The sequence below is a fragment of the Pandoraea sp. XY-2 genome, from assembly GCF_004193915.1.
GTDB lineage: Bacteria > Pseudomonadota > Gammaproteobacteria > Burkholderiales > Burkholderiaceae > Pandoraea > Pandoraea cepalis.
In genome coordinates, this window is the sequence record NZ_CP030849.1 from 1640273 (window position 1) to 1664692 (window position 24420).

Annotated in this window: 25 protein-coding genes, 1 tRNA gene and 3 pseudogenes; 16 read left to right on the plus strand and 13 right to left on the minus strand. The window is 64.1% G+C overall.

Features of this window, described 5'->3' with window-relative positions; all coding sequences use genetic code 11:
* Window positions 1-34: 34 nt before the first annotated feature.
* Window positions 35-601 (plus strand): VOC family protein, encoded by a 567-nt coding sequence (locus DRB87_RS07470; RefSeq protein WP_130025449.1) that lies wholly within the window; start codon window positions 35-37, stop codon window positions 599-601.
* A 177-nt stretch (window positions 602-778) separates the two neighbouring features.
* Window positions 779-1591: an IclR family transcriptional regulator gene (locus DRB87_RS07475; RefSeq protein ID WP_130025450.1), complete on the plus strand. Its 813-nt coding sequence runs from the start codon at window positions 779-781 to the stop codon at window positions 1589-1591.
* A gap of 99 nt (window positions 1592-1690) precedes the next feature.
* Here DRB87_RS07475 and DRB87_RS07480 read toward each other — a convergent pair whose 3' ends face one another.
* On the minus strand, window positions 1691-2335 hold the full coding sequence (locus DRB87_RS07480; RefSeq protein ID WP_240756219.1) for an IclR family transcriptional regulator: 645 nt from the start codon (window positions 2333-2335) through the stop codon (window positions 1691-1693).
* Window positions 2336-2347: 12 nt separating this feature from the next.
* Window positions 2348-2467, minus strand: a pseudogene (locus DRB87_RS24180) (hypothetical protein); the annotation flags it as partial.
* Window positions 2468-2660: 193 nt separating this feature from the next.
* On the opposite strand from DRB87_RS24180, the gene DRB87_RS07485 reads away from it, so the two are divergent.
* The 12 genes from DRB87_RS07485 (at window position 2661) to DRB87_RS07530 (ending at window position 13631) form a co-directional block, all read left to right on the plus strand.
* The gene (locus tag DRB87_RS07485; RefSeq protein WP_130027774.1) at window positions 2661-4286 is read left to right on the plus strand and encodes an acyl-CoA carboxylase subunit beta; all 1626 of its coding nucleotides are present in this window, start codon (window positions 2661-2663) and stop codon (window positions 4284-4286) included.
* A 55-nt stretch (window positions 4287-4341) separates the two neighbouring features.
* Window positions 4342-5508: an acetyl/propionyl/methylcrotonyl-CoA carboxylase subunit alpha gene (locus DRB87_RS24185; RefSeq protein ID WP_370363698.1), complete on the plus strand. Its 1167-nt coding sequence runs from the start codon at window positions 4342-4344 to the stop codon at window positions 5506-5508.
* On the plus strand, window positions 5442-6272 hold the full coding sequence (locus DRB87_RS24190; protein WP_370363700.1) for a biotin/lipoyl-containing protein: 831 nt from the start codon (window positions 5442-5444) through the stop codon (window positions 6270-6272). The genes DRB87_RS24185 and DRB87_RS24190 overlap by 67 nt, the downstream gene beginning before the upstream one ends.
* A gap of 71 nt (window positions 6273-6343) precedes the next feature.
* Window positions 6344-7555 carry a CaiB/BaiF CoA-transferase family protein gene (locus DRB87_RS07495; RefSeq protein WP_130025452.1) on the plus strand — a complete coding sequence of 404 codons (1212 nt, stop codon included), beginning with the start codon at window positions 6344-6346 and terminating at the stop codon, window positions 7553-7555.
* On the plus strand, window positions 7552-8760 hold the full coding sequence (locus tag DRB87_RS07500; RefSeq protein ID WP_130025453.1) for a CaiB/BaiF CoA-transferase family protein: 1209 nt from the start codon (window positions 7552-7554) through the stop codon (window positions 8758-8760). Before DRB87_RS07495 ends, DRB87_RS07500 begins: the two co-directional genes overlap by 4 nt.
* Window positions 8761-8814: 54 nt before the next feature.
* Window positions 8815-9624 carry an enoyl-CoA hydratase/isomerase family protein gene (locus DRB87_RS07505; RefSeq protein WP_130025454.1) on the plus strand — a complete coding sequence of 270 codons (810 nt, stop codon included), beginning with the start codon at window positions 8815-8817 and terminating at the stop codon, window positions 9622-9624.
* Window positions 9621-10637 carry a hydroxymethylglutaryl-CoA lyase gene (locus tag DRB87_RS07510; RefSeq protein WP_130025455.1) on the plus strand — a complete coding sequence of 339 codons (1017 nt, stop codon included), beginning with the start codon at window positions 9621-9623 and terminating at the stop codon, window positions 10635-10637. Before DRB87_RS07505 ends, DRB87_RS07510 begins: the two co-directional genes overlap by 4 nt.
* 37 nt (window positions 10638-10674) lie before the next feature.
* A complete protein-coding gene (locus DRB87_RS22985; protein WP_165385252.1) occupies window positions 10675-10968 on the plus strand; it encodes an MFS transporter in 294 nt (97 codons plus the stop codon).
* A complete protein-coding gene (locus DRB87_RS07515) occupies window positions 10908-12008 on the plus strand; it encodes an MFS transporter (protein ID WP_165385253.1) in 1101 nt (366 codons plus the stop codon). Before DRB87_RS22985 ends, DRB87_RS07515 begins: the two co-directional genes overlap by 61 nt.
* Window positions 12009-12082: 74 nt before the next feature.
* Window positions 12083-12802 (plus strand): isochorismatase family protein, encoded by a 720-nt coding sequence (locus tag DRB87_RS07520; protein WP_130025457.1) that lies wholly within the window; start codon window positions 12083-12085, stop codon window positions 12800-12802.
* A 71-nt stretch (window positions 12803-12873) separates the two neighbouring features.
* Window positions 12874-13221 carry a hypothetical protein gene (locus tag DRB87_RS07525; protein ID WP_130025458.1) on the plus strand — a complete coding sequence of 116 codons (348 nt, stop codon included), beginning with the start codon at window positions 12874-12876 and terminating at the stop codon, window positions 13219-13221.
* 38 nt (window positions 13222-13259) lie between these two features.
* Window positions 13260-13631, plus strand: a complete 372-nt coding sequence (locus tag DRB87_RS07530) for a single-stranded DNA-binding protein (protein ID WP_130025459.1) — start codon at window positions 13260-13262, stop codon at window positions 13629-13631.
* Window positions 13632-13790: 159 nt separating this feature from the next.
* Here DRB87_RS07530 and DRB87_RS07535 read toward each other — a convergent pair.
* The 9 genes and pseudogenes from DRB87_RS07535 to ybgC form a co-directional block, all read right to left on the minus strand.
* Window positions 13791-13866, minus strand: a tRNA-Lys gene (locus DRB87_RS07535).
* A 106-nt stretch (window positions 13867-13972) separates the two neighbouring features.
* Window positions 13973-15088, minus strand: coding sequence for a YeeE/YedE family protein (locus tag DRB87_RS07540; protein ID WP_130025460.1), 1116 nt, complete (start codon window positions 15086-15088; stop codon window positions 13973-13975).
* Window positions 15089-15545: 457 nt separating this feature from the next.
* A complete protein-coding gene (gene ybgF, locus DRB87_RS07545; protein ID WP_165385254.1) occupies window positions 15546-16289 on the minus strand; it encodes a tol-pal system protein YbgF in 744 nt (247 codons plus the stop codon).
* A gap of 10 nt (window positions 16290-16299) precedes the next feature.
* A complete protein-coding gene (locus DRB87_RS07550) occupies window positions 16300-16797 on the minus strand; it encodes an OmpA family protein (protein ID WP_017235174.1) in 498 nt (165 codons plus the stop codon).
* A gap of 30 nt (window positions 16798-16827) precedes the next feature.
* Window positions 16828-18118: pseudogene (tolB, locus tag DRB87_RS07555) on the minus strand (Tol-Pal system beta propeller repeat protein TolB).
* Window positions 18119-18194: 76 nt separating this feature from the next.
* The gene (gene tolA / locus DRB87_RS07560) at window positions 18195-19265 is read right to left on the minus strand and encodes a cell envelope integrity protein TolA (RefSeq protein WP_130025461.1); all 1071 of its coding nucleotides are present in this window, start codon (window positions 19263-19265) and stop codon (window positions 18195-18197) included.
* Window positions 19262-19696, minus strand: coding sequence for a protein TolR (tolR, locus tag DRB87_RS07565; RefSeq protein ID WP_130025462.1), 435 nt, complete (start codon window positions 19694-19696; stop codon window positions 19262-19264). Before tolR ends, tolA begins: the two co-directional genes overlap by 4 nt.
* Before the next feature lie 21 nt (window positions 19697-19717).
* Window positions 19718-20391 (minus strand): annotated as a pseudogene (tolQ, locus tag DRB87_RS07570) (protein TolQ).
* A gap of 39 nt (window positions 20392-20430) precedes the next feature.
* Complete coding sequence (gene ybgC, locus DRB87_RS07575) at window positions 20431-20898, minus strand: tol-pal system-associated acyl-CoA thioesterase (protein WP_206100077.1); 468 nt, start codon at window positions 20896-20898, stop codon at window positions 20431-20433.
* A gap of 346 nt (window positions 20899-21244) precedes the next feature.
* Between ybgC and DRB87_RS07580 the strand changes: the two genes are divergently transcribed.
* A complete protein-coding gene (locus tag DRB87_RS07580; protein WP_240756289.1) occupies window positions 21245-22093 on the plus strand; it encodes an NAD(P)-dependent oxidoreductase in 849 nt (282 codons plus the stop codon).
* A gap of 328 nt (window positions 22094-22421) precedes the next feature.
* Entirely contained in the window at window positions 22422-23180 is a 759-nt protein-coding gene (locus DRB87_RS07585) for an IclR family transcriptional regulator (protein ID WP_130025465.1), read from the plus strand.
* A gap of 84 nt (window positions 23181-23264) precedes the next feature.
* Here DRB87_RS07585 and DRB87_RS07590 read toward each other — a convergent pair whose 3' ends face one another.
* Entirely contained in the window at window positions 23265-23894 is a 630-nt protein-coding gene (locus DRB87_RS07590; RefSeq protein ID WP_130025466.1) for an SRPBCC family protein, read from the minus strand.
* On the minus strand, window positions 23863-24393 hold the full coding sequence (locus DRB87_RS07595; RefSeq protein ID WP_130025467.1) for a glycine cleavage system protein R: 531 nt from the start codon (window positions 24391-24393) through the stop codon (window positions 23863-23865). The genes DRB87_RS07590 and DRB87_RS07595 overlap by 32 nt, the downstream gene beginning before the upstream one ends.
* Window positions 24394-24420: the final 27 nt, after the last annotated feature.

Consider the following 24420-nt stretch of genomic DNA (forward strand, 5'->3'; position numbering starts at 1 on the left):
TTTTCGTTAGGGTTTATCACTATCGGAGGCAGACATGGAAGGAATGAAGCAGAAGCGGCAGGGTCTCTCGTTGAGCCACATGGGGTTCTATGTGAACGACATGGCGCGGGTCGAGGATTTCTATTCGCGGGTGTTGGCGTTTACGGTGACGGATCGTGGCAAGTTGCAGACGCCGAATGGCGAAGTGCGGTTGGTATTTCTGAGTCGTGATCCGGCGGTACACCATCAGATCGTGCTAGCGAGTGGGCGACCGGCGCATCTGGCGTTCAATCCGATCAACCAGATTTCGCTGGAGGCGGACAGTCTTGCGACGCTCAGGCAGTTCCACCAAAAGTTTGTGGCGGAGGGGCTTGACGAGATCCGCCCCGTGACCCACGGTAATGCGGTGTCGATCTATGCACGAGATCCGGAGGGCAACCGGCTGGAACTCTTCATCGATACGCCGTGGTACGTTGACCAGCCGATGCGCGTGCCGGTCGACTTCGACCGGCCGGACGCCGAACTGATGGCGGATGTCGAGCGCCACGCGCGCACCCTGCCTGGCTTCCGGCCTCGAAGCGTCTGGCAGGCGGAGATGGCGGCACGCATGGGGCTTGTGTGATCGGGTGACGAAAAGCAGGGGGGCAATGCGTCGTCGCTTGAATCGGGGTCGGACTTCGCGTGATGCCGCGGGGGAGTGTCCGACCCTCGCGCGCGCTTTGCACGTGCGAATGGGCCCGACCAGGCGGCTGCTCGCTCTGGCTATAATTCACGCACGTCCACAGGGTTCACTGTCCAGATGTCGAGCATCACGAGAGTCTTATCCATCCTCGATCTGTTTTCCGAGGCCAAGCCGTTTCTGTCTGCCGAAGACGTTGGCGCGGAGCTTGATTGCTCGATTCCGACGGCTTACCGCTATGTGCGAGAGCTGGTGGATGCGGGTTTGCTCGTGCGGTTTGCGGGAGGGGACTATGGGCTTGGGCCTCGCATCATCAAGCTCGACTATCACTTGCGCGTGTCCGATCCACTGCTTGCCGTCGGCCAGCCGATCATGCGCGAGCTCAGCGAGCATTCAGGTTTCGACGTCGTGATGTCTCGGTGGTATGGGAACGAGCTTGTCGACACCCATCGAGAGACGCACGACGCATCGCTTGACCTCAGGTACGGTCGGGGGCGTCCACGTCCCCTTTTTCTCGGTGCAGCGTCAAAGGCGATCCTGTCGACCTTCCCCAAGGCCAAGCTCGCGAGCCTGTTCGATCAATATCCCGAAGATATCGCGCAGAGCGGGCTCGGCACGACGCTCGAGGACTTTCGCGGGTCGCTGCTCAGGATTCGGCGCGCAGGCTTTTATCTCTCGAAAGACGAACTTGAAGTCGGGATTTCGGCGCTTGCGTCGCCGCTATTCACCGACGACTCGGGGGAGGCGGTCGGCGCGCTCGCGGTGATCGTGCCGACGCAGCGTCTGCAGTTCGCCAATCTCGATCGGCTCGTTGAATCGATCAAGGAGGCCGCGGCCCGAATTTCCCAGCGCACGCGCGCTGTCATCGAGAGCCGTCAGACCAGCGCCGATGCCTCATCGCAGGGTGGGGCGCGTCCGAGGCGATCCGCATAGTCGAATCGAAATCCGCAGGTCATGTCTGAGCGATGCCCGAACAATGCCTAAGCGAGTCATCCCCTGACCAGGGGGCAGGGGTCTCGTCTGCTTAGCGCTTCACACGCGAGTCTTTGCGCCAGCGAGCGCGACCTCGATGGCCGCCGCCTCCTTTTTCACTGCCGCCGCGAGTTCGGATTCCCGCTCCAGAATTCGCTCCGACAAAGCGGAAATCGCCACAGCGGCGATCACCTCGCCATCCGGCGAGCGGATCGCCGCCGCGATCCCTCCCATTCGATGCACGACCGCATCGATCAGCACGGCATAGCCCTTTTCCTGTACGCGCGCGATCGCCTCACGCAAAAACGTATCCGTTAGCATCGGGTAGTGCGTGACGCGCGGCGCAATCTGCGCCAGTACAGCCTCGCGCTCGGGGTCGCGCATGGCGCCAAGCACCGCGAGCCCGCTCGATCCCACGCCTAACGTGCGGCGGCTGCCTAGCGCCTGGAAATTCGCACGAACCGGGTACTCGCCGATCTGCAGGTCGGCGCATACCATCTCCAGCCCGCTCAACACGGACATCAGCGACGTGTCCCCGAATTCTCCGCTCAACCTGAGCAGACTCGGGCGCGCCACCGCGCGCCAGTCGATCTCCTCCTCCACGCCGTTGGCGATCCTGACGATCTCCGCACCGAGTCGGTAGTGCCGCGAGTCGGCGTCGCGCGCCACCATGCCTTCGCGAATAAGGATGTCGAGCACGCGCATCGTGGTCGAGCGGTCCAGGCCGCAGTAATCCGCGATGTCCACAAGTCGGACGTTGCGACCATCGCTCATTGCCTTCAGGACCCGGCACGCCTTTTCGATCGCGCCGATGGGATTGGGGGGATTTGCCTTCATTTCACCCTCTGCGTTTGCACTCAATGAAAATAGATTATTAATTTCTATGTCTATGCACCCGTGTTAACCCGCTAATTTGCAGATTTATCTTGGAAATAATGCCTGTATACGTAAAATTCGACCAAACAGAAGAATATCTCGTATTTGCATCAGATGCAAATTTAAATGGATCATATTTACGATAGGCAATCCCATGTCAGTGCTTGAGTCAACGCTGGTGCCTTCCAGCGAGTCTTTTGCCCGTCACCGGCGGGCAATGATCGACCGGCTGGAACGGCTTCGGTCGATCGAGGCGACAACGCGCGAGGTGTCGGCAGCCGCCGCGCCGCGTTTCCGCAAACGTGGGCAGCTCTTGCCCGCCGAGCGCTTGAGCGTGCTGCTGGACAGGGGGGCGCCGTTTCTTGAACTGTGTTCGATTGCCGGCTACGGTCTGGGCGCCACGCGCGCGGACGGTCGGGAAATTGCGGGGGGCGGCCTGATCGCCGGAATCGGTTCGATCGAGGGCACTGTCTGCATGTTAAGCGTCACCGATTCGGGCATCGACGCGGGTGCGTTCCAGCCGAAGGGGCTTGAGAAACTGCTGCGCATTCAGGAGATCGCGCTGGAGAACCGGCTGCCTTTCGTGCAACTGGTGGAGAGTGCCGGCGCCAATCTGCTGGCCTATCGCGTTGAGAACTTCGTCAACGGCGGGCAGAAGTTTCGTAATCTCGCGCGCCTGTCGGCGGCGGGCATCCCGGTCGTGACGGTCACGCACGGTCCGTCTACCGCCGGCGGCGCTTATCAGACCGGACTGTCGGACTACATCGTGCTGGTGCGCGGACGTTCGCGCGCGTTCCTCGCCGGGCCGGCATTGCTCAAGGCGGCAACCGGTGAGGTCGCGACCGAAGAGGAACTTGGCGGCGCGGAAATGCATACGTCGGTGTCGGGCCTCGGCGACTACCTGGCCGAAGACGATCGCGACGCGTTGCGGCTCGCGCGCGAAATCGTCGGTTCCTTAAATTGGCAGGCGCGTGCGCCGCTACCTCGGCAACTGGATTTCCGTGATCCGCGCTACAGCGCGGAGGAATTGCTCGGCGTGATGCCTGACGACCATCGCCGCCCGGTCGATATGCGCGAAGTGATCGCCCGGATCGTCGACGATTCCGATTTCCGCGAATTCGGAGCGCGCTACGGCTCGGCGACCGTGTGCGGCCATGCATCGGTGCAAGGGCGGCCGGTCGGCATCATTACCAACAATGGACCGATCGAGCCAGCCGGCGCGGCCAAGGCGACACACTTTATTCAGGCGTGCTGTCAGTCGCGGACCCCGTTGCTCTATCTGAACAACACGACAGGCTTCATGGTCGGCCGCGCGTTCGAGGAGGCGGGCAGCATCAAGCACGGTTCGAAGTTGATCCAGGCAATCAGCAACGCGAGCGTTCCTCAGATCACGATATTTTGCGGCGCGTCCTTCGGCGCCGGGCACTACGCGATGTGCGGTAAGGGCTTTCATCCGCGCTTCAGCTTTTCCTGGCCGAACGCGAAGACGGCAGTGATGGGCGCGGAGCAGGCTGCCCAGACGATGGTCAGCGTGAGCCGCGCGGCGATGCTTCGCAAGACTGGTGAAGTGGACGAAGAAAGGCTCGCGGAGATTTCCCGCAAGGTGATCGAGAACTTTGAGCGTCAGATGGACGTGTTCGCGACGAGCGCGCATGTGCTCGACGACGGTGTCATCGATCCGCGCGATACGCGCCGCGTGGTCGCCAGGGTGCTGGAACTCTGCGAGGCGGCCGCGCACCGGCAACTCGTGCCGATGCAGTTCGGCGTCGCGCGTCCGTGAGGGGCATCGACGCGCCGAGTCGCCAGGCTAACACTTTACCCAGAGACCGGAATCCATGAGTAGCATCAAACGGCTGTTGATAGCCAACCGCGGTGAAATCGCCGCGCGTGTCATCCGTAGCGCCCACGCAATGGGTATCGAAACCGTCGCGGTCTATTCCGATGCGGACGCCGACTCGCCACACGTGCGGATGGCGACGCGCGCCGTATGCATCGGCGCGCCACCGGCCACGGCGTCCTATCTGAACATCGCGGCGATCGTACAGGCGGCGCAACGTGCCGGCGCCGATGCGATTCACCCGGGCTACGGCTTCCTGTCGGAGAACGCCGCGTTCGCGCAAGCGTGCGTCGACGCGGGCCTGACGTTCGTCGGCCCATCCGCGCACGCGATCCGCGTGATGGGCGACAAGGCCGAGGCGAAGGTCTTCATGCGCGAAGCCGGGTTGCCATGCATTCCGGGCTACGACGGCGAAGCGCAGGACGCCGGCGCGCTCGCCGAGGCGGCGGCGCGCATCGGGTATCCGGTGATTGTGAAGGCGACCGCGGGGGGCGGCGGGCGCGGCATGCGTGTTGTCGAAGACGCGGGCGGGTTCCAGCGCGCGCTGGAATCGGCGCGCTCCGAAGCGCTTGCGGCGTTCGGCAGCGAGCGCATGATCGTCGAGCGGGTGGTGCGCGAGCCTCGCCACATCGAGATTCAGGTACTCGTCGATCGTTATGGCAATGGCGTGCATTTCGGCGAGCGCGACTGCTCGGTGCAGCGCCGACACCAGAAGGTGATCGAAGAGGCGCCCGCGCCCGGCCTGCCGGTTGAAACCCGCGAGCGCATGGGCAGCGCGGCCGTTGCCGCGGCGATCGCGCTCGGCTACGAGGGGGTCGGTACGTTCGAGTTTCTGCTCGATGCGTCCGGCGAGTTCTATTTCATGGAGATGAATACGCGCTTGCAGGTCGAGCATCCGGTCACCGAATGCATCGCCGGCATCGATCTCGTCGAATGGCAACTGCGCGTCGCGATGGGCGACGCGCTCGACTTCGGTCAGCAAGACGTGCGTCTTGCCGGGCATGCGATCGAAGTGCGGCTGTGCGCGGAGGACGAACGCAACGGCTTCCTGCCGCAGAGCGGTTCGATCGAACTGTGGGCGCCCCCGACGATATCCGCGTGGAGCACGCGGTGCGCAGTGGCTTCGTCGTCTCGCCGTACTACGACTCGATGTTCGCGAAGCTGATCGGTGCGGGCAAGACGCGCGAGGACGCGCGGCGCTCGCTGGTCAAGGCGCTGCGCGACACGGTGGTGCTGGGCATTCGCACGAACCGCCAGGCGTTGATCCGGTGTCTCGAACATCCGGCGTTCATCGCGGGCGGTGTGACTACCGCCTTTCTGATCGAGCACAAGGACGACGTCCTTGTGCCACAGGACGAGAGCCCGTGGCTGGCGCTGGCGGTGGCCGCCGCCGCACTGTCGCCCGGTACACGCACGAGCGGTTGGCGCGGCTCGGCCGTGTATCTCGCCGACGACGCTGGCGGCGCCTATCACCTGCATGTGGCACCGAGCGGCGAACGCGGGCTGTGCATCACATCCGATGCGCGCTCGATCACATTCGACACCTGTGAGGTCGAGCGCCCGCGCGTGCGCTTCACGTTCGACGGCGTCGATCGCGAGGCGGTCTGGGCGCTGTCGTGTGATCAGGTCCATGTGCAGATCGACGGTCATGCGTGGTCGTTCTCGGATCGCTCGTATGCGACTGCTGCGGCCAGTGACGGTGAACTCGATGGTCGTTTGCGCGCGCCGTCCAACGGGCGAATTGTCGCGCTGTACGCGAGCGCGGGACAGCGTGTCGCCGAGGGCGAGGCACTGCTCACGATCGAGGCGATGAAGATGGAGCACACGGTGACGGCACCCGCCGCAGCCGTCGTGCGCAGTGTGCTGATCGACGTCGGGCAGTCGGTGACGACCGGCAAGGTGCTGCTCGAATTCGAACCGACCGCGTGATTGTCCGGTGAGCGCCGATGCCACACGCCAACCTTCTTCATACGAACCACACGCAATCAGGAACGCTTGACATGTCGAATACTGGAAGCGGTGCCCTCGCCGGCATCAAGGTCGTCGATCTATCGCGCGTGCTGGCCGGCCCGGCCTGCGCGCAGACGCTGGCCGATCACGGCGCCGAGGTCATCAAGGTCGAGTCGCCCGCCGGGGACGACACCCGGCTCTGGGGGCCGCCGTTTCGTGACGGCGCGGCCTCGTATTACATGGGCGTCAATCGCAATAAGCGCGGGATCGTGCTCGATTTGAACCAGCCCGACGCGCGCGAGGTGCTGCTCGATCTTCTGCAACAGGCGGACGTGCTTGTCGAGAACTTCAAGGTGGGCACGTTGGAGCGCTGGGGCCTGGGCTATGAGGACACGCTGGCCGCCCGCTTTCCGAGGCTCGTGCATTGCCGCATCAGCGGCTTCGGCGCCGATGGCCCACTCGGCGGCTTACCCGGTTACGACGCAGTGATTCAGGCGATGTCCGGACTGATGAGCATCAACGGTGCTCCGGCGAGTGGCGCGACCCGCATTGGCGTGCCGATCGTCGATCTCGCGTCGGGGCAGGCGAGCGTCAACGGCATTCTGCTCGCGCTGCTGGAGCGGGCGCGCTCGGGGCGCGGCCAGTTCGTCGACATCGCGTTGTATGACGTGGCGTTGTCGCTGCTGCATCCGCCCGCAGCCAACTGGTTCATGTCGGGCCGCGTGCCGCCGTTGCTCGGCAATGGCCATCCGAACATCGTGCCGTACGACAAGTTCAAGACCGCCACGGTCGACGTGTTTCTCGGCGTCGGCAACGACCGGCAGTTCGCGATTTTCGCGCAGCACGTCGGGCACCCGGAATGGGCGGACGACGCGCGCTTTTCCTCGAACGGCGCGCGGATGACACATCGTGACCTGCTGCGCCAGATGATCGCCGAGCGCCTGTGCAGCATCGAGGGCAACGCGCTATGTCGCCGTCTCACGCACGCGGGCGTTCCTGCGGGCGCGGTGCGCGACGTCGGCGCGGCACTGACCGACGCTCATACGGCGCATCGGCACATGCGCGTCACGGTGGACGATTACGAAGGGGTTGGCGTTCCGGTGAAGCTCTCGCGCACGCCGGCGCAGATCCGTCGGCGTCCGCCGCAGTTTGCCGAGCACACGCGTGAGGTGTTGCGGGAACTCGGTTATAGCGACGAACGCATCGACGCGCTGGCCGGTGACGGCGCGCTGCGGCTCGCGCGCGAGGAGGTCACACCATGAGCGGGTCCGCGAAGCCAAATCGGTTGCCTTACAAAGGGATTCGCGTGCTCGACCTGAGTCAGGGCATCGCCGGGCCGTCGTGCGGCGCGTTGCTCGCGCGGCAGGGCGCGGACGTCATCAAGGTCGAGCCGCCGGCCGGCGATTGGGGGCGTCTGATGGGCGATGGCGAGAACGGCCTGACGGCGATCAGCATCGGCGCGAATGCCGGCAAGCGCGCGCTTTGTATCGACGCGACGCGTGCCGAGGGACGCGCGGTGCTGCATCAAATGGTCGAGCAGGCCGACGTGCTGATCGACAGCTTCCGCCCCGGCGTAATGGACACGCTCGGGCTCGGCTATCGAACCACATCGATGCTCAATGCCGCGCTGATTCATCTGTCGATCACGGGCTTCGGACCCAGCGGACCGTACCGTGACAAGGCGGGCTCGGATTCGGTGCTGCAGGCGCTGGGCGGAATGATGGTGATGAACCGTGACGGCGAGGGCGTGCCGCGCCGCATCGGCATGATGATTGTCGACGCGGTGTGCGGCGTGTATGCCGCGCAAAGCGTGGGGGCGGCACTGATTGGCCGGAGCGTGACGGGCCAGGGCGAGCATGTCGAGCTGTCGTTGCTCGAAGTGACCGCGGCACTGCAAACGATCCCGATTCTCGATCACTTCATGAGCGCGGGCCGCGAGCGGTTGCCAGCGACGGTGCCCTCGGGCACGTTCCGCACGCGCGACGGTTTCATCAATGTGGTCGCGTTGCGCAACGAGATGTTCTTTCGGCTCGCGCATGCGCTCGGGCACCCTGAATGGGCATCGCGCGACGCGTGGTCGTCCAACGCAAAGCGGCTCGTACGGCGTGTCGAGATCAATGCGGCGATCGCGGATGTGCTGTGTGAGCGCGACAGCGCCGATTGGCTCGAACGTCTGCAAGCGCATGACGTGCTGTGCGCCGTCGTGAACGATTACGGCGATTTCGTCGCCGATCCGCAGGTGGCGCACGCCGGCGTGTTCCGCAGTTTGACGCTCGGCGACGCGCCCGGATTGCCGTTCGCGGGCGTACCGGGACTGGCCGGCGGCGGCAAGATCGGAACGGTGCCGAGGCAGGGCGAGCACAGCCGGAACGTGCTGGTCGATTTTGGGTGGTCGGAAAGCGAGGTCGACGCGCTACTGAAGGCGGGTGTCGTGATCGAAGCGCAAACCGGTAACGGCTGGGCATGACGACGCCATCGAGCGACTTGTCCGAGGAAAGATCTAAAAGCAATGGAGTGAAGCATGGAGACACCGCAGCAAAACCCTTCTGACGGCGGACGCGACGCCGACGCGTTGCTCGTTGAAAATCACGGCCCCGTGCGCGTGCTGACGATGAATCGTCCGGAGCGGCACAACGCGTTGAATCACCCGCTCACGCGGGCGCTGCTCGCCGCGCTCAACGCGGCGCAGCATGACAGTGAATGCCGCGCGATCGTGCTGACTGGCGCGGGCCGGTCGTTCTGCGCCGGGGCGGATACCGGCGAATTCGCGGCGCTGTCGGGCGACGAAACCGCCTTCGCGCGCGAACGCGCCGAGTTGACCTGCGCACTGCACCGCGCATTCACGCAAGTGCGCAAGCCGATCGTATCGGCGGTGCGCGGCTTTGCGCTGGGCGGCGGCGCGGGCCTCGCGCTTGCGTGCGATCTGATGGTGGTCGCCGACGACATGCGCTTTGGCTATCCGGAACTCAGGCATGGCATCGTCGCGGCGATCGTGATGGCCAATCTGGTGCGACAGGTCGGGCAGAAGGTCGCGTTTCGGCTGGTTGCGACCGGCCAGACGCTTGACGGCGCCGGCGCGCTTGGCCTTGGCATCGCCACGGCCAGCGTGCCGGCCGCCGAGGTATTGCCGAACGCCCTGCAACTGGCCGAGGCGCTCGCCGCGCACCGTCCAGAAGCGATGGCGACGACCAAGAGCTTGCTGTATCGCGTGAGCGAACTGTCGCTGGAGCAGGGACTGCTCGCCGGGCGCGACACCAATATCCTGATGCGCGGTTTCTCGCGCGGGCGCGCGGCTTCCGGCGCGGCGCAATCGGCAACGGAGAACGCATGACGCCAATCGGACGCAATACGCCCGCGCAGCCCGAGGTGGTGATCTGCGAATGCTTCGCGCGCGACGGGCTGCAACACGAGACCACGATCCTGCCGGCGGCGCACAAGGCTGAACTGGTCGACGCGTTTGCCGGCGCTGGCTTCCGGCGCGTCGAGGCGACTTCGTATTCGAATCCGGCGGTCGTGCCGCAGTTCGCCGACGCGAGCCAGGTGCTGCGCTTGTTGCCGCGCCGGTCTGGCGTGTTCTATAAGGCGACCTGCGCGAATGTGCGTGCGGTCGAGCGGGCGCTCGCCGATGCCGACACCGGTTTCGGCGCGAATGAAATCAGCGTGCTTGTGTCGGCCTCGGAGTCGCATTCGCTGAAGAACCTGAAACGCAGCCGCGATGCGCAGTGGCAAAACATCGCCGAGATGGTCGAGCGGGCCGGTCCGGCGTTTCGCATTATCGGTACGGTATCAGTCGCGTTCGGCTGCCCGTTCGAGGGGCGGGTGGAGGAGGCGGAGGTCGTCCGTGCGGTCGAGTCGTTCGTCATGCGCGGCGTGCAGTGGATCACGCTCGGCGATACGACGGGCATGGGAACGCCCGCGAGTGTCGCGTCGCTGACCGCACGCATTGCGCGACGCTTTCCCGAAGTGACGCTGATCGCTCACTTTCACGACACACGCGGCACCGCGATGGCCAATTGCGTCGCCGCGTATGAGGCCGGGGTGCGCTACTTCGATGCGTCGTTCGGCGGCGTCGGCGGACATCCGGCCAAGGTGCGCTACGGCGGCGGCTATACCGGTAACGTGTGCACCGAAGATCTCGTCAATCTGTTCGAGACGATGGGGGTCGCGACCGGGATTGATCTCGCGCAACTGCTCGAACTGGCGGCCCGTTGCGAGGCCGCGCTGGGCAGACCGCTCAACGGCCGCGTAACGCGCTCGGGACTGAATCCTCTGCTCGGCGCGCGTGCGCAGCGGCTGGCATTGCCGGACTCGCTGGACACGCGCCACGGCGGACGAAATGGATAACACGGCAGTACCACAACATCAAAACACGGAGACAACGATGCACGCAGACACCCACTTGATCGGACAGGCGCCGACCAGCAGCGCGGACGCGATCTATCGCAAGGTCACGTGGCGGATCATTCCGCTGCTGTTCCTGTGCTATATCGCGGCCTATCTCGACCGCATCAACATCGGCTTCGCGCAGATGGCGATCCGCGCCGACCTCAACTTTTCCGGCACGGCGTTCAGCTTCGGGCGAGTGTGTTCTTCATCGGCTACTTGCTGTTCGAAGTGCCCAGTAACCTGTATCTCGAGCGTGTCGGCACGCGTAAGACGCTCGCGCGGATCATGATCCTGTGGGGGCTGATTTCGGCAGCCACGATGTTCGTGCGCACGCCCGGACAGTTCTACGCGCTGCGATTTTTGCTGGGCTCGGCCGAGGCCGGCTTCTTTCCCGGCGTCGTGCTGTATTTGACGTACTGGTTTCCGCCGCTGCGACGCGCGAAGATCGTTGCGTTGTTCATGCTGCCGGTCGCCTTCGCCGGCTTCATCGGCGCACCGGTGTCGGGGCTCATCATGCAGCGTCTCGATGGCGCGAACGGATGGCACGGTTGGCAGTGGATGTTTCTACTGGAGGCGATTCCGTCGGTGCTGCTCGGTGCGATCGTGCTCAAGTGTCTCACGGACCGGCCGCGCGACGCACATCGCTGGCTCGCTCCCGGTGAGATCGAACAGATCGAGCGCGACCTCGCGCGCTCGATGGTGCCGGCGGCGTCTCACGAGCGGGGCGTGTGGCACACGCTGTTGACAGACTGGCGCATGTACGTGCTGTTCCTGGGTTACTCGGCGCTGAACGCGTCGGTCATCGGCATCGGCATCTGGATGCCGCAGATTTTGCGTGAGGCCTCCCAAGACACGTCGTCGGTGTTCATCGGCATGTTGACGGCGATACCGTACGCCGCTGGCGGTATCGGCATGGTGCTGTTCGGTATCGGCTCGGACCACCTGGCGGAGCGGCGGCGCTTCTGCTCGGGTCTGCTCACGCTGACCGGCGTGGGATTCGTGCTGGCCGGAATGACGGCGCATAATCTCCCGATACTGCTGGTAGCGCTCTCGCTCGTGCTGGTCGGCAATCTGTCCGGCTATCCGGTGTTCTGGGCGCTGACGAGTCAACACTTCCGCGCGAGCACCGCGGCGGTCGGCGTTGCGCTCGTCAGCTCGATCGGTCAGCTTGGCTCGTTCGCGAGTCCGATGATCATCAACGCGTCGAAGAATCTGACCGGCAGCGTTGCTGGCGGACTCGACGCGATCGCCGGCCTGCTGTTCGTGGCCGCCGTCGCAATCCTGTTGTCGTTTCGCGGGCCGCGCGGCGGCGACGCGACGGCGCACTAGCGCACCCGCCGTGCCGGAGAGGGCCGGCTGGCACGGCGCAGTAACTGATTTACAACGTTTCTTGAGTTCCTGTTATGCACCCCATCGAAATTCCCCAATCCGTCGTCGATCGGGCCATCGCCCGGCGTGGCCGGCGGCACGTTTACGAGTCTCTCGACGCGTCGAAGACCGCGCTGCTCGTCATCGACCTGCAGAACGGCTTTGTCGCCCCAGGCTTTCCCGGCGAATTGCCGATGGCACGCGAAATCGTGCCGAATGTGAATCGGCTCGCGAGCGCGCTGCGTCAGGCGGGAGGTCACGTGTATTGGATTCGTCACACGCAGGTCGTGCCAGGCGAAGCGCCGTGGCAGCGCTTCGACGAATTCGGCGCGCGATGGGGCGCGAGTCTGGGCGAGACGTTGGTCGACGGACATCCCGGGCACGCGTTGTATCCGCCGCTCGACGTTCGCGATGCGGATGAGATCGTCGACAAGACGCGGTTCAGCGCGTTTATCCAGGGCTCGTCAGATCTGCATCAACGCCTTGCCGCGCGCGGCATCGACACCGTGATCGTGACTGGCACGGTGACGAACGTCTGCTGCGAATCGACTGCCCGCGATGCGATGATGCTCGACTACAAGGTCCACTTCGTCGCCGACGCGAACGCGGCCCGCACCGACGACGAGCACAACGCGACGCTGTGCAATATGGTGTTGTGGTTTGCGGACGTGCGCACGTCCGACGAATTGCTGGCGTTGGTCGACGTGGGCGCCGCGGATGCCGGCGGGGCTTCGGTTCGAGCAGATCCACGGTAGGCTCGCTGCCGGCGTTGCCCGGCGACGGGGCACCACACCGAGCGTGGCACTCGAAATGTAGACCCTCCCCAATGACCGACGCCGAGGATGCGGCCATCACGCGTGCCGCCGAGACGGATCCCGATAACCCACCGTTGACCGACCAGCAGTTGGGGCAGATGCGTCCGGCGCGCGAAGTGCTGACCGAGGTGTTGGGGAAAGGGCGCGCGGATGCTGTGTTGAAGCGTCACGTCGCGGCTCACCATCTTCTGCTCGGCTACATTCAACTGCCTCCCGGAGAATCTCGTTCGTCTACGTTCTATGTCGACCCGTTGGTTCAAGTGCGAGATTTTGTCCGGTGTTTCGGACGGCTGCTTCACGGGTATCCAACACGCCGGCGTGTGGAACGGGTATGGTTCGACGTTCGAGGGTTCAATTGAAACGTGGGCGGCAGTCGCGCGTGATAACGAGGTGAAAGATGATTGATGGTCTGATTGGTGGGAAGATCTACGGAAAGCCCGCTGAGCGCAAAGGGCAAGGCGGCACGGCATATGCCACTGCGAAGGTGCTCGCTGCCGGGGGCGACGGTGAGGCCCTGTTCGTGAACGTAATTGCCTTTGCTGACGATGCGCGGGCAGCACTGTTAGCGCTGGATGACGGAGATTCTGTTTCTCTGTCTGGTGCGCTCACGCCGAAGGTATGGACGGACAAGAACGGCGAGACGCGCCCCGCGCTGGATATGGTGGCGCATGCAGTGCTGACGGCCTACCACGTCAAGTGCAAGCGACAAGCCGTCCAACGAGAGTCTGCGCCGGCGAGCGGCGACCACGTTGAGGACGACGATCGCTAAAGGAGATGCGGGGGGCGGGGCGTTGTGATGTGGGATGCCAGCGCGTAGCGCTGGTTGCGCCAGCGTCTCATTGACGCAATCCGCCGGCAAGGCGGTTCCATGACGCCGGAATAGAGAAAGGGGTTACAAGCGAAGCGCTTGTAACCCCTTGAATTCGTTTGGTAGGCCGTGCGGGATTCGAACCTGCGACCAACGGATTAAAAGTCCGCTGCTCTACCAGCTGAGCTAACGACCCAACGAAGACCAAAATTATAGCGGCGCTGTCACCATAGTGTCAATACCTGGGTGGCGCGACGGCGGCTCTTTCTGGTGCGATTCGAGCGGTTGTGCGCGGCTTGTGCTCAAACGCTGCGCTCAATGCGCCACATCTGGTACTTGAACGCGCAGACGCCGCCCACGAGAATCGCCGCCGTCGCGAGGAACGATCCCAGCGCCAGCGTCGACACGCCCGACAACCCCTGACCGACCGTGCAGCCCAAGGCCGTCACGCCGCCGAAGCCCATCAGCACGCCACCCACCATGTGATTCGCCGTGTCTTCCGTGCCCAGAAAGCCCTCCCAACGGAAATTGCGCGACACCAGCGCATAGACGAACGAACCGGCGATCACGCCCAACACGCTCGAAATGCCCAACGTGATGACGTTGCTCGTGTCGCTCCACATCATCAGCCAATACATCGTGTACGCGAGCGGCGAGACGAACGACAACGCTTCCATCTTCCCTGAATTCGTGGCAACGAAACTCTCCTCCAACGTATTCGGATTCTCCGCCACGTACCCTAACTTGCCCGAGACGTACCACAGCGCCACGATGATCGCGCCCACGACGAGGCCGCCCAGCAGGTTGTCGAACGTCCAGAACTCGCGTCGTGCGAGCGCCGCGATCACGAACGCCCCGCCAATCGCCAACCCGAGAATGAGTTGCGCGCGGTGTACGTCACCACCAAACCAGCCGCCCAGCAATGTCGGCAGATCCTGCGATGTCGCAAACGTGGTTTGCACGCTGTCGATGGCCGTCACACGCAATACCGCGAACAAGCCCTTGAGCGTCATGTAGCCCGACAGACCGATCATCACGAAAACCAGCAGCGACTTAAGATTCCCACCGCCGATGCGCACCAGTGTCTTGCTGCCGCAACCGGACGCCAGCACCATGCCGAAACCGAACAGCCAGCCGCCAACGAGATACGACAGCCAGGTAAAGCGCGGCGTCGTGTAAATCGCCTTGATAGGATCGATGACACCCTGCGACGCCAGAACCCCCGTGCCGATGGTCGCGACACCGATGGCGAGCAACCACATCCGCATGCGGTTCCAATCGCCGATGTTCACGATGTCGGAGAGCGCGCCCATCGTGCAGAAATGCGTGCGCTGCAGCACAGCGCCAAACACGAAGGCCAGCGCAAAGGTGAACCACACTACGGTGTGGGAGAGGGCAGTGAGATCGACGTCGGTCATGAGGCGAGAAGGCGATGGCGGCCGTGCCCGGCCATTCGATTCGTTGTCGCGAGCCACGGGGCGTAGCCGGCATGATAATTATCAGACGTGCCGCGCACAGTCTGCGCGCGATCACATCGCGGGTGCGGTCGTCATGCCCTGCAGACCCGGTTGGACCCGCACACATCCCCTGAGACGCCGCGCTTCGAACGCTTGCAAAGCCCGTATTCTACTTGAGGTCGCGTTCGGCATCCGCAAAGCCGGGAAGGATGGGAGCGCCTGGCGGTCGCGCGACCGTTGACGATGACGGTAACGACGGCAACGACGGCAACGACGGCAACGACGGTAACGACGGTAACGACGGTAACGACGGCAACGACGGTAACTGGAAACGACAACGCCGCCCAAAGGCGGCGTTATGCGTTTGACGAGTGACCTCGCACGGTAGGCTGGTTCGCACAGTCTCCCGTGAGACGTCTTACTTCAGCTTGGCCACACGCTTCTTGGCCTCGGCTGCCGATTCGCTGTCCGGGTACTTGGCCATCAAATCGTGCAACGTTTTCTTCGCTGTCGCAATCTGCCCGGATTCCGCCTGGTTGCTGGCGATTGCCAGCATTGCCTCGGCAGCCTTCGGGCTCGTCGGGTACTTCGTCACGATCCCTTGCAGCGTCGCGGTCGACCCCTTCAGATCCTTGTTGGCGTACTGCGCATTGCCAAGCCAGAACTGAGCTTCGGGTTGATACGGGCTGTCGGGATACTTGGCCGAGAAGGTTCGGAATGCCGTTTGCGCGCCCTTATAGTCACCATTGCGGAATTTCGTCAGCGCGGCGTCAAAGACATCTTTCTCGCCCGGTTGGACGGTGCCTGTCACGCCGCCGACGGTCATCTGCTGCGGTTCGAATTTCTTCAGCCGACCGTCGAGGTCGTTGTAGAAATCCTTTTGACTCTGTTGCAGGTTCGCAAGCTGGTTTTTCAGATCTTCGTTCTGACCGCGCTGGTCGGCCAGATCACGTTGCAACTGCTGAATCTGATTGTTCAAATCCAGCACGTTGCGCGTGAGCCCCTCGATCCGCTGCTTGTCCGAATCCAGACGGCTGCGGATATCGAGGATCGCTTTGCGCGCCTCGTCGTCATCGAACAATCCGGCATGCGCCAGCGGACTCAGCACCGCAGTGCCGAGCGTCACCGCGCAGATCATGTTTTTAAGCAAACGAGACGTCATGACGATTCAATCAATAAGCCAGATCGGCGCGACGGTCCTGAGCCCAGCTGGCCTCGTCCGTACCCGTTGCCTTTTCCTTGCCCAGCGAAACGGCTTCCATCTGGTTGGTGTTGGCGCCCAGTGCCGACATCGCCTTCACCACCGATTCAGCACGCTTCTGGCCCAGGGCCAGGTTGTACTCGCTCGTGCCGCGCGGGTCGGTATTGCCCTGCACCAGCACGTGGCGCTGCGAGTACTTGTTCAGGAACGCGGCGTGCGCCTGGAGCATCGGAGTGTACTGAGCATCGACGCTGTACTGGTCGAAGCCGAAGTACACGCTGCGCTTGGCGAGCGGGCCGTTCGGGTTGTTCAGTTCGTCAGCCGAGGCGTCGACGGGGGCGACAGCGCGGGCGTCCGTGGCTTGACCCTTGTTGGCGTTAGCCTGATCGTCGAGCTTCACGCCCGACGAGCAAGCGGCCAGAGCGGCCAGCGAAGAGATGGCGAGGATATTACGAAGCAGGGAACTCATTTGAGCCTCCGATTGATGTTGCTGTTGATGTTATTGCATGAAAGGGCCCCAGGAGGGTTCGCGAACTTCCCCTCCCCGAACCTGAAGAATCTGCCGGGTTTGCCCGTCCACCGAGACTGCCGCGAGAACCTTGCGGCCCCCGACTGCGTTGCATAAAGAATGTACTTGCCGTTCGCGGCAAAACTCGGTGACTCGTCGTGGCTGGTGTCGGTCAGAGCCGTAACATCGCCAGTACTCATATCCTGCACGCACAGTTTGAATCCGCCGCCTTGTCGCGCAATGAACGCGAGCAACTTGCCGTCGGGACTGATTCGCGGGCTGACGTTGTAACTCCCCTTGAAGGTCACGCGCTGCGCAGCGCCTGCTCCTTCCCCACCGGCCGGCATTTTGTAGATTTGCGGACCACCGCCACGATCGCTCGTGAAGTAGATCCATTTGCCGTCCGGGGAATACTGCGGTTCGGTGTCGATCGCGCCGCTGCGCGACAGACGCTTGAGGCCGCCGCCATTGGCGTTGACCTGATAAATCTGGGTGTTGCCGTCGCGCGAAAGGGCTACGGCAAGCTTGCTGCCGTCCGGCGACCACGCGGGCGCCGAGTTGTTGCCCTTCTCGTTGGCCAACACGGCACGGCGGCCGGTCGGCAGATCGTGGATGTACACGACGGGCTTGCGCTTCTCGAACGAGACGTAGGCGACCTTCGTGCCATCCGGCGACCAGGCCGGCGAGATGATCGGCTCGCGGCTGTTGAGCGCAACGCGCGCATCCTGGCCGTCGGAATCCGAAATCTGCAACTGGTAGTGGTTGCCGCTGTGCAACACGTAAGACAGACGCGTGGCGAACACACCGCGGTCGCCCAGCAGCTTCTGGTAGATGTAGTCAGCGATCTTGTGCGCCGTCAGCCGCAAGTTCGCGGCCGACGAGGTGAGGGCCAGACCGCCGAGCGGTTGTCCGTTCACGGCATCGTACAAACGGAAGCTGACCTGGAAGTTGCCGTTGCCCGCGGGGACGATCGTGCCCGAGACGAAGGCGTTCGCCCCTTGGCACGCCACGTGCCGAGATCGACCGAATCGTCCACGCCGACGGCGGCGCCGCCGGTATCGATCTGATTGAAGCGTCCGCTGTTGCTCAGGTCGGCCTTGACGACGGACACGATGTCCGTCGGCGCGGCGCCCTTGAAATTGGACACGGCGATCGGGTAACGGTTGGTGCCGACGCCCGTGATGTCGACGGTCAGCGGCGTCTGCGCATGGGCGATCGTGCACGCTGCGGTGAGCCAGGTGGCCACCAGCGCACGCCATGCATATTGACTGGAAATTCGCATGCGTTCGATTGGTCAGTTACGCGGTGCAAGCGCCATTTTTACCACACTCGGATGAAAATGGACTCACGTCGCTCGGTTATCGTTCCCGTTTGACAACACTCTCAGCCTTTGGGGCTGAAGCGAAGGTTGACGCTCGGGGGGCTTTGCCATTGGTGTCGCGTGGCAATGGATCGGACTTGGTGATAGCGGACTGCACGGCGGCGTCCCAGGCGGGATTGCCGCTCGATTTGACCAGCTGCATGGACAGCACGCTGCCATCCGGCGCCAGACGTACCGAGACGACGGCCGTGGGATTGCCCGTGGTGTCGCCGCCATAAGCAATGTTCGGCTTGACCTTCGCGCGCACGCGATCGGCATAGCCCGCCGACGCTGTGCCGCCTGCGCCCGAGCCGGTACCGCCCGCCTGCGAGCCCAGACCGTTGCCGGTCGCGCCGGCCGTGCCCCCGGCCATCCCACGCAACGCCGCCAGACGCTGGGCGCGTGCCGCGTCGGCTGCTTTTTGCGCCGCCGCTTCCTGCGCGGCCTTGGCCTTGGCCGCCTTGTCTTGCTGGGCCTTCTTCTCGGCGTCTGCCTTCTTCTGTGCATCGACGAGTTGCTGCTGCTTGAGCGCTTCGGCCTTCTTCGCCGCTTCGTCCTTCTGATGCTTCAACTCGTCGGCCTTCTTCTGGTCGGCCAGCTTCTGCTGACGGGCGGCTTCCTCCGCCGCCTTCTTGCGAGCGATGTCGGCTGCTGCCTGCTGCTCGGCAAGTTGCTTCTGCTTGAGCGCTTCCTGACGGGCCTTCTCCTGCTGCGCTTCGAGCAGGCGTGCCTGCTCGGCGGCCTGCTGCTCCTGCTTGCGCTTCTTTTGCTGGAGGGCGATGTCGGCGTCTTCGACCGGCGGCGTCGGCGCGGCCACGGCGGGCGGCGCGGGCGTCGGCGGTGGCGTCACCACGGGCGGCGTCGGCTCCGCGACTTCGGACGGTGTCCACAGCTCGGCCTCTGACCCGGCCGGCGAACTGTTCTGCCAGCGCATGCCATAAAAGAGCAGCGCGAACAGCAGCGCGTGCATGAACAGCGCGAGGAGAAATGCCCGACCCGTGCCCCGCTCATCGTTGCGTGGGCCGATAGGGCGATTGGGACGGTCGGTGCGGGCTGCGGTGCGGCTCATTTCTGCTTGACGAGCAGGCCCACGCGCTTGACGCCCTGGGCCTTGAGATCGGACATCACGTTCATGACGATTTCATAGCGCACCGTCTTGTCGGCGGCGATGACAACCGGCTGATCCGGATTCGCGGCCTGGCGCCCTTGAAGGAAGCCGGTCAGATCGGCGGCGCCCATGCGCTGCTCGATGGTGTTCTCGCCATCCTTGTAGCGCACCAGCATCCGGTTGTCGGCTTCGATGTTGACGACCACGGGCGGCGTCTGCTGCTGCGGGCTCGCGTTGGCGACGCTCGGCAGGTTGACGATCGAGGGCGCGACCAGCGGCGCGGCCACCATGAAAATGACGAGCAGCACCAACATCACGTCGATGTACGGTACGACGTTGATATCCGCCATGGCGCGACGGCCGCGGCGAGCGTTGCGCATAGAACCTGCCATGTCTCGGCGCTCCCGGAGTGCTTAGTGAATCTGCCGTTGCAGGATGTTGGAGAATTCTTCGACGAAACTTTCGAAGCGGATCGACAGCCGGTCGATGTCGTTGGCGAAGCGGTTGTAGGCAACCACGGCAGGGATTGCGGCGAACAGACCGATGGCAGTCGCCACCAGGGCTTCCGCGATACCGGGCGCCACATTGGCGAGCGTGGCTTGTTGCACGTTCGACAGGCCGCGGAAAGCGTTCATGATACCCCACACCGTGCCGAACAGACCGATGTACGGGCTCACCGAGCCGACCGATGCGAGGAACGGGAGATTGGCTTCGAGCGAATCCATTTCACGTTGATAACAAGCGCGCATCGCGCGACGCGCGCCGTCCAGAATGGCGCTCGGATCGTGCAGACCCTTCTCGCTCGCCTTGATGTACTCGCGCATGCCCGATTCGAAGATGCGCTCGAGCGCCCCGTCTGATGACGGTTGTTCAGCGCGCTTTGATAGAGCGCCTGAAGATCGCCACCCGACCAGAAATCGCGCTCGAAGCGCTCGGTCTGGGTGCGCGCGCGGCGAATCGCGAAGATCTTGCGGAAGATGTGGGTCCACGAGAGCAGCGAGAGCAGCAGCAGCAGGCCCATGACGGCCTGAGCGAGCACGCTGGCATGCAGGACCAGCGAAATAATGGAAAGGTCTTGATCGGGCATGGTGTGGTTATTGACTGACCGGAATTCTTGTTGTTGGCTTCAGGCGGCTGCCGAACGGGGCGGTTCACCCGCTGTGGCGGCCGACAGCATGGCGAGGCGCACGTTCGCGGGCATCTTGCCTGGGCGCAGCGTGCTGGCCGCCACACAGCCGATTTTGATGCTGCCGCGCACTAACAGTTCGCTGCTGCCGTCCGGCGCCTCTCGCCAGGCTTCCTGGTGAAAATCGACAGAGGCGCCGCCAACGCGCTCGATGCGGCTTTTGATGGTGAGGAGATCGTCGAGCCGGGCGGGGGCCAGATAGTCGAGTGCGGTTGCACGCACGATGAAAATCATGCCGGTTTCGCGGGCCAGCGCGAGTTGCTCGATGCCGAGCGAACGGAGCCACTCGGTACGGGCCCGTTCAAAGAATTTCAGATAGTTGGCATAGAAGACGACGCCTCCGGCGTCCGTGTCCTCGTAGTAAACGCGAATTGACCAACAGGTATCAAAATCAGCCATGCCGCGCATTGTAGCGGAACCTTGGACCAACGCCAGTCACGGAAACACAATTTTTCAAACGGTAACGACGGCCTCATGTTTACGGGGAATTACTGAAAGCCCTACGGCGCACCAAATTGGGGCTGGTTTGCGCAGATCCCCGTGTGGCGGGGGATTGCGCTGGCGCCCGAGCGAAGGCCATCTTTATAATGGGGGCTCGCAAGCCCCCTGAATTTCAGACAGGACCCCATGGGTGCTCCCTGCATCGTGCGCCCCTGGGTTCCCTCATAGCGAATCAACCTGCGAGGCCCTCGAATTGACTTCCCCTTCATCGCAAGCAACGTCTGTCCGCGTCGCGTTTCTCGGCCTGGGCGTGATGGGTTATCCCATGGCCGGTCATCTGCAACGTGCCGGTCATCAGGTCACGGTCTATAACCGTACGGCCGCCAAGGCGCAGCAATGGGCCAAGGAGTATGGCGGTGCGGCCGCCGCCACCCCGGCCGAGGCGGCGCGCGACGCCGAGATCGTGGCCGCCTGCGTGGGCAATGACGACGACCTGCGCAGTATCGTGCTCGGCGAGCATGGCGCCTTCGCCGGCATGAAGGCGAACGCCGTCTTCGTCGACCACACGACGGCCTCGGCCGACGTGGCACGCGAACTCTACGCCGCCGCGCACGCGAAGGGGCTGCACTTTGTCGACGCCCCCGTCTCGGGTGGCGAAGCCGGTGCCAGGAACGGCGTGCTGACCATCATGTGCGGCGGCGATGCGCCGGCATTCGACCGGGTTGCCCCAACGCTGGGCGCCTACGGCCGAGCCGTCACGCGCGTTGGCGAGGCCGGCGCGGGGCAGGTGGCCAAGATGGTCAACCAGATCTGCATCGCCGGTCTCGTGCAGGGACTGTCGGAAGCGATCCACTTCGGCCAGCGTGCCGGTCTGGACATGCCGCTTGTGCTCGACGTCATCAGTAAAGGGGCGGCAGCGAGCTGGCAAATGGACAATCGCGGCAAGACGATGATCGACGGCAAGTTCGATTTCGGCTTCGCGGTGGACTGGATGCGCAAGGATCTGGGGCTCTGCCTGGCCGAAGCACAGCGCAACGGTGTATCGCTGCCGGTCACGGCGCTCGTCGACCAGTTCTATGGGGATGTGCAATCGCTCGGCGGTTCGCGCTGGGACACCTCAAGCCTGATTCATCGGCTGCGCATGCTGTCGGGCAAGGCCTGAGCGGCCGCGGCGCTTCGGTCACGGCATCGTGGCGCCACGCTCGAGACGTTGGGGCAGGGGACGACCCGAGAGCCGGCCGGGTCTTCGCCTGCCGTCATGGGGTCATAGATATAAGATATTCGGCATATCTCCGGGTTTGTCTCCAATCGTCAGCGAAGGCCGATTGGCACTAGAATGCGGAAAACGGGACGTCGCGGTGCGACGGCATGGCGGCGTGGCAGCTCGGGAGCGGGTTGGGACGGTGGCGTGTCGACGTCGGGCAGCAGGGAGACCACCGCGAGCGATAACGATCCAGAAAACAACTCGACCCCGAGACCCCAGTACCGACATGAGCAATCAGTCGAACGCCGCGGCCGTCCGCGCATTTCGCATTCTCGAAATTCTCAGTGCGTCAGGCACGCCAATGACCTTGGCGGAAATTGTCGCTGTCATCGGTCTGCCCAAGCAGACGGTGCATCGCATTCTCAAGCAGCTCGAAGCGGCGTTTCTCGTGTCGCGCGAAGCGGGCAGCCGGCATTACGAGCCGTCGTCGCGGGTGCGCGCGATGGCCGTCAATGCGTTGATGCACGTCGGCCCGGCAGCCGCGCGTCATGCGATTCTTCAGCAACTGGTCGACAAGCTGGGTGAGACGTGCAATCTGTCGATGCTCTCGGGCGACGACCTGGTCTATCTCGATCGTGTCGAGACGGATTGGTCGCGTCAGCTCAAGCTCGCGCCGGGCTCGCGTGTGCCGTTGCATTGCACGGCGAGCGGCAAGCTGCTGCTGGCGTTCCTGCCTCGCGCGCGCCGCGAGAAGTTGATCGCGCATCTGCCGCTGCGACCGCGTGCGGAGAACACCATCACCGATCTCGAGGACTTGCGCGAGGAGTTGAGCGAGACGCGCAAGCGCCGGGTCGGCACCAACAACGAAGAGCATGTGCCGGGCATGATCGCCGTGGCCGTGCCCGTAATGCTCGACCGCAATCGCGCGTGTGCGGCCATCGCGGTGCAGGCGAGCGCGCAGCGCCGCACGCTTGATGCGCTCATGACGTTTCTGCCGGAACTTCAGGCGGCGGCCGAGGCGATGGCGGCCACGTTCAACGAGTAGGCTGGGCGCTGCGAGGCGACACTGAGATGCCTCGGCGCCGCGCCACCACGCCACCGGCACGCTACGACACCGCGACCCCCACCGCTACTGGGCCTGCGCGGGACGTGTGGCGACGGCCGACATCGACGCCGGCGCGGGGATGCCGGCCGTCGATGTCGCGAAGATTTGTTCGAGTTGCTTCGCGCCCTGCGCCGACTCCGCGCGCATGCGCGGGCCGATGAAGACCGGATCGAGCATCAGGTACAGCAGATTCGGCGTGCGATAGACGACATCGCGCTCGAAGCGCGTACCCGTGCCGTCGGGCGTGAGCGTGTAGCGGACTTCTCCCGACGGACGTCGGTTCATCTCGCCCTCGAGGCGCCATTCGAGCGGTGGCTTCGCCTCGACGACCTTCCAGTGAATGATGCCGTGACGTCCCGCGAGGCGAAACTCTTCGGCGACTTTTTCCCCCACGACGAGCGAGTGATCGGTCGTGCCCTGCACGGCGAGCGACGCCGGATGCCATTTCGGCCAGTTGGCCGGCGTGGTCACGTAGTCGTAGACGGCCTGCGGCGGCGCCTGCACCGTGACCGTGCTCACGATGTGGGTCCGGCGCTCGAACGGCACCGGCAGCAGCGAGAGCAGGGCGACGACGACGGCCGCCCCGAGGAAGAACAGGAAGACCCGCTTCATCCGTGCGCGCTCACGCACCGGAAGGCGAATCGAGTTCGACATCGACCATCAGGTCGTCGGCCAGACTTTCGAGCGTCTCGCGCAGCGATTCCGTGCTGACGCTCGCGGGAACGTGCAGTCGGGCGGTCGCGCGAAACAGCGTGCCGCCCGACATCGATCCTTCGACGCACTCCGTGGCGAGTTCGTCGATGCTGATGCCGCGCGAGAAGAGCACGTGCGAGATTTCCTTGACGATTCCTGGATGATCCTGCCCGACAAGATCGAGCTGAAGCGCGCGTGCGGCCGGGTCGGCGGCGGCGCTCTGGGCGCGTGTGACGGCGATGCGCAGGCCTTGGGTTTCCAGCGCCTGCAGGGCTTGCGTGAGCGCGTCGGCGTGTTCGTCGGGAACTTGCAGATGGATGATGCCGGCGAACTGGCCGGCCAGATTGGCCAGACGGCTCTCCAGCCAGTTGGCGCCAGCGGCGCTCGCGCGATCTGCGATCGCGTTGACCAGACCCGGACGATCCGGGCCGATCACATTGAGAATCAGGGACGTCGTCATCACAGGCTCCGTCGAAACTGAGGGGGC

What these genes read in the sequence shown, in the direction of transcription:
- DRB87_RS07470 (WP_130025449.1), top strand. Translation starts at nt 35, where the DNA reads ATGGAAGGAATGAAGCAGAAGCGGCAGGGTCTCTCGTTGAGCCACATG.
- DRB87_RS07475 (WP_130025450.1), top strand. Translation starts at nt 779, where the DNA reads ATGTCGAGCATCACGAGAGTCTTATCCATCCTCGATCTGTTTTCCGAG.
- DRB87_RS07480 (WP_240756219.1), bottom strand. Translation starts at nt 2,335, where the DNA reads ATGCGCGTGCTCGACATCCTTATTCGCGAAGGCATGGTGGCGCGCGAC.
- DRB87_RS07485 (WP_130027774.1), top strand. Translation starts at nt 2,661, where the DNA reads ATGTCAGTGCTTGAGTCAACGCTGGTGCCTTCCAGCGAGTCTTTTGCC.
- DRB87_RS24185 (WP_370363698.1), top strand. Translation starts at nt 4,342, where the DNA reads ATGAGTAGCATCAAACGGCTGTTGATAGCCAACCGCGGTGAAATCGCC.
- DRB87_RS07495 (WP_130025452.1), top strand. Translation starts at nt 6,344, where the DNA reads ATGTCGAATACTGGAAGCGGTGCCCTCGCCGGCATCAAGGTCGTCGAT.
- DRB87_RS07500 (WP_130025453.1), top strand. Translation starts at nt 7,552, where the DNA reads ATGAGCGGGTCCGCGAAGCCAAATCGGTTGCCTTACAAAGGGATTCGC.
- DRB87_RS07505 (WP_130025454.1), top strand. Translation starts at nt 8,815, where the DNA reads ATGGAGACACCGCAGCAAAACCCTTCTGACGGCGGACGCGACGCCGAC.
- DRB87_RS07510 (WP_130025455.1), top strand. Translation starts at nt 9,621, where the DNA reads ATGACGCCAATCGGACGCAATACGCCCGCGCAGCCCGAGGTGGTGATC.
- DRB87_RS22985 (WP_165385252.1), top strand. Translation starts at nt 10,675, where the DNA reads ATGCACGCAGACACCCACTTGATCGGACAGGCGCCGACCAGCAGCGCG.
- DRB87_RS07520 (WP_130025457.1), top strand. Translation starts at nt 12,083, where the DNA reads ATGCACCCCATCGAAATTCCCCAATCCGTCGTCGATCGGGCCATCGCC.
- DRB87_RS07525 (WP_130025458.1), top strand. Translation starts at nt 12,874, where the DNA reads ATGACCGACGCCGAGGATGCGGCCATCACGCGTGCCGCCGAGACGGAT.
- DRB87_RS07530 (WP_130025459.1), top strand. Translation starts at nt 13,260, where the DNA reads ATGATTGATGGTCTGATTGGTGGGAAGATCTACGGAAAGCCCGCTGAG.
- DRB87_RS07540 (WP_130025460.1), bottom strand. Translation starts at nt 15,088, where the DNA reads ATGACCGACGTCGATCTCACTGCCCTCTCCCACACCGTAGTGTGGTTC.
- ybgF (WP_165385254.1), bottom strand. Translation starts at nt 16,289, where the DNA reads ATGACGTCTCGTTTGCTTAAAAACATGATCTGCGCGGTGACGCTCGGC.
- DRB87_RS07550 (WP_017235174.1), bottom strand. Translation starts at nt 16,797, where the DNA reads ATGAGTTCCCTGCTTCGTAATATCCTCGCCATCTCTTCGCTGGCCGCT.
- tolA (WP_130025461.1), bottom strand. Translation starts at nt 19,265, where the DNA reads ATGAGCCGCACCGCAGCCCGCACCGACCGTCCCAATCGCCCTATCGGC.
- tolR (WP_130025462.1), bottom strand. Translation starts at nt 19,696, where the DNA reads ATGGCAGGTTCTATGCGCAACGCTCGCCGCGGCCGTCGCGCCATGGCG.
- ybgC (WP_206100077.1), bottom strand. Translation starts at nt 20,898, where the DNA reads ATGCGCGGCATGGCTGATTTTGATACCTGTTGGTCAATTCGCGTTTAC.
- DRB87_RS07580 (WP_240756289.1), top strand. Translation starts at nt 21,245, where the DNA reads ATGGGTTATCCCATGGCCGGTCATCTGCAACGTGCCGGTCATCAGGTC.
- DRB87_RS07585 (WP_130025465.1), top strand. Translation starts at nt 22,422, where the DNA reads ATGAGCAATCAGTCGAACGCCGCGGCCGTCCGCGCATTTCGCATTCTC.
- DRB87_RS07590 (WP_130025466.1), bottom strand. Translation starts at nt 23,894, where the DNA reads ATGTCGAACTCGATTCGCCTTCCGGTGCGTGAGCGCGCACGGATGAAG.
- DRB87_RS07595 (WP_130025467.1), bottom strand. Translation starts at nt 24,393, where the DNA reads ATGACGACGTCCCTGATTCTCAATGTGATCGGCCCGGATCGTCCGGGT.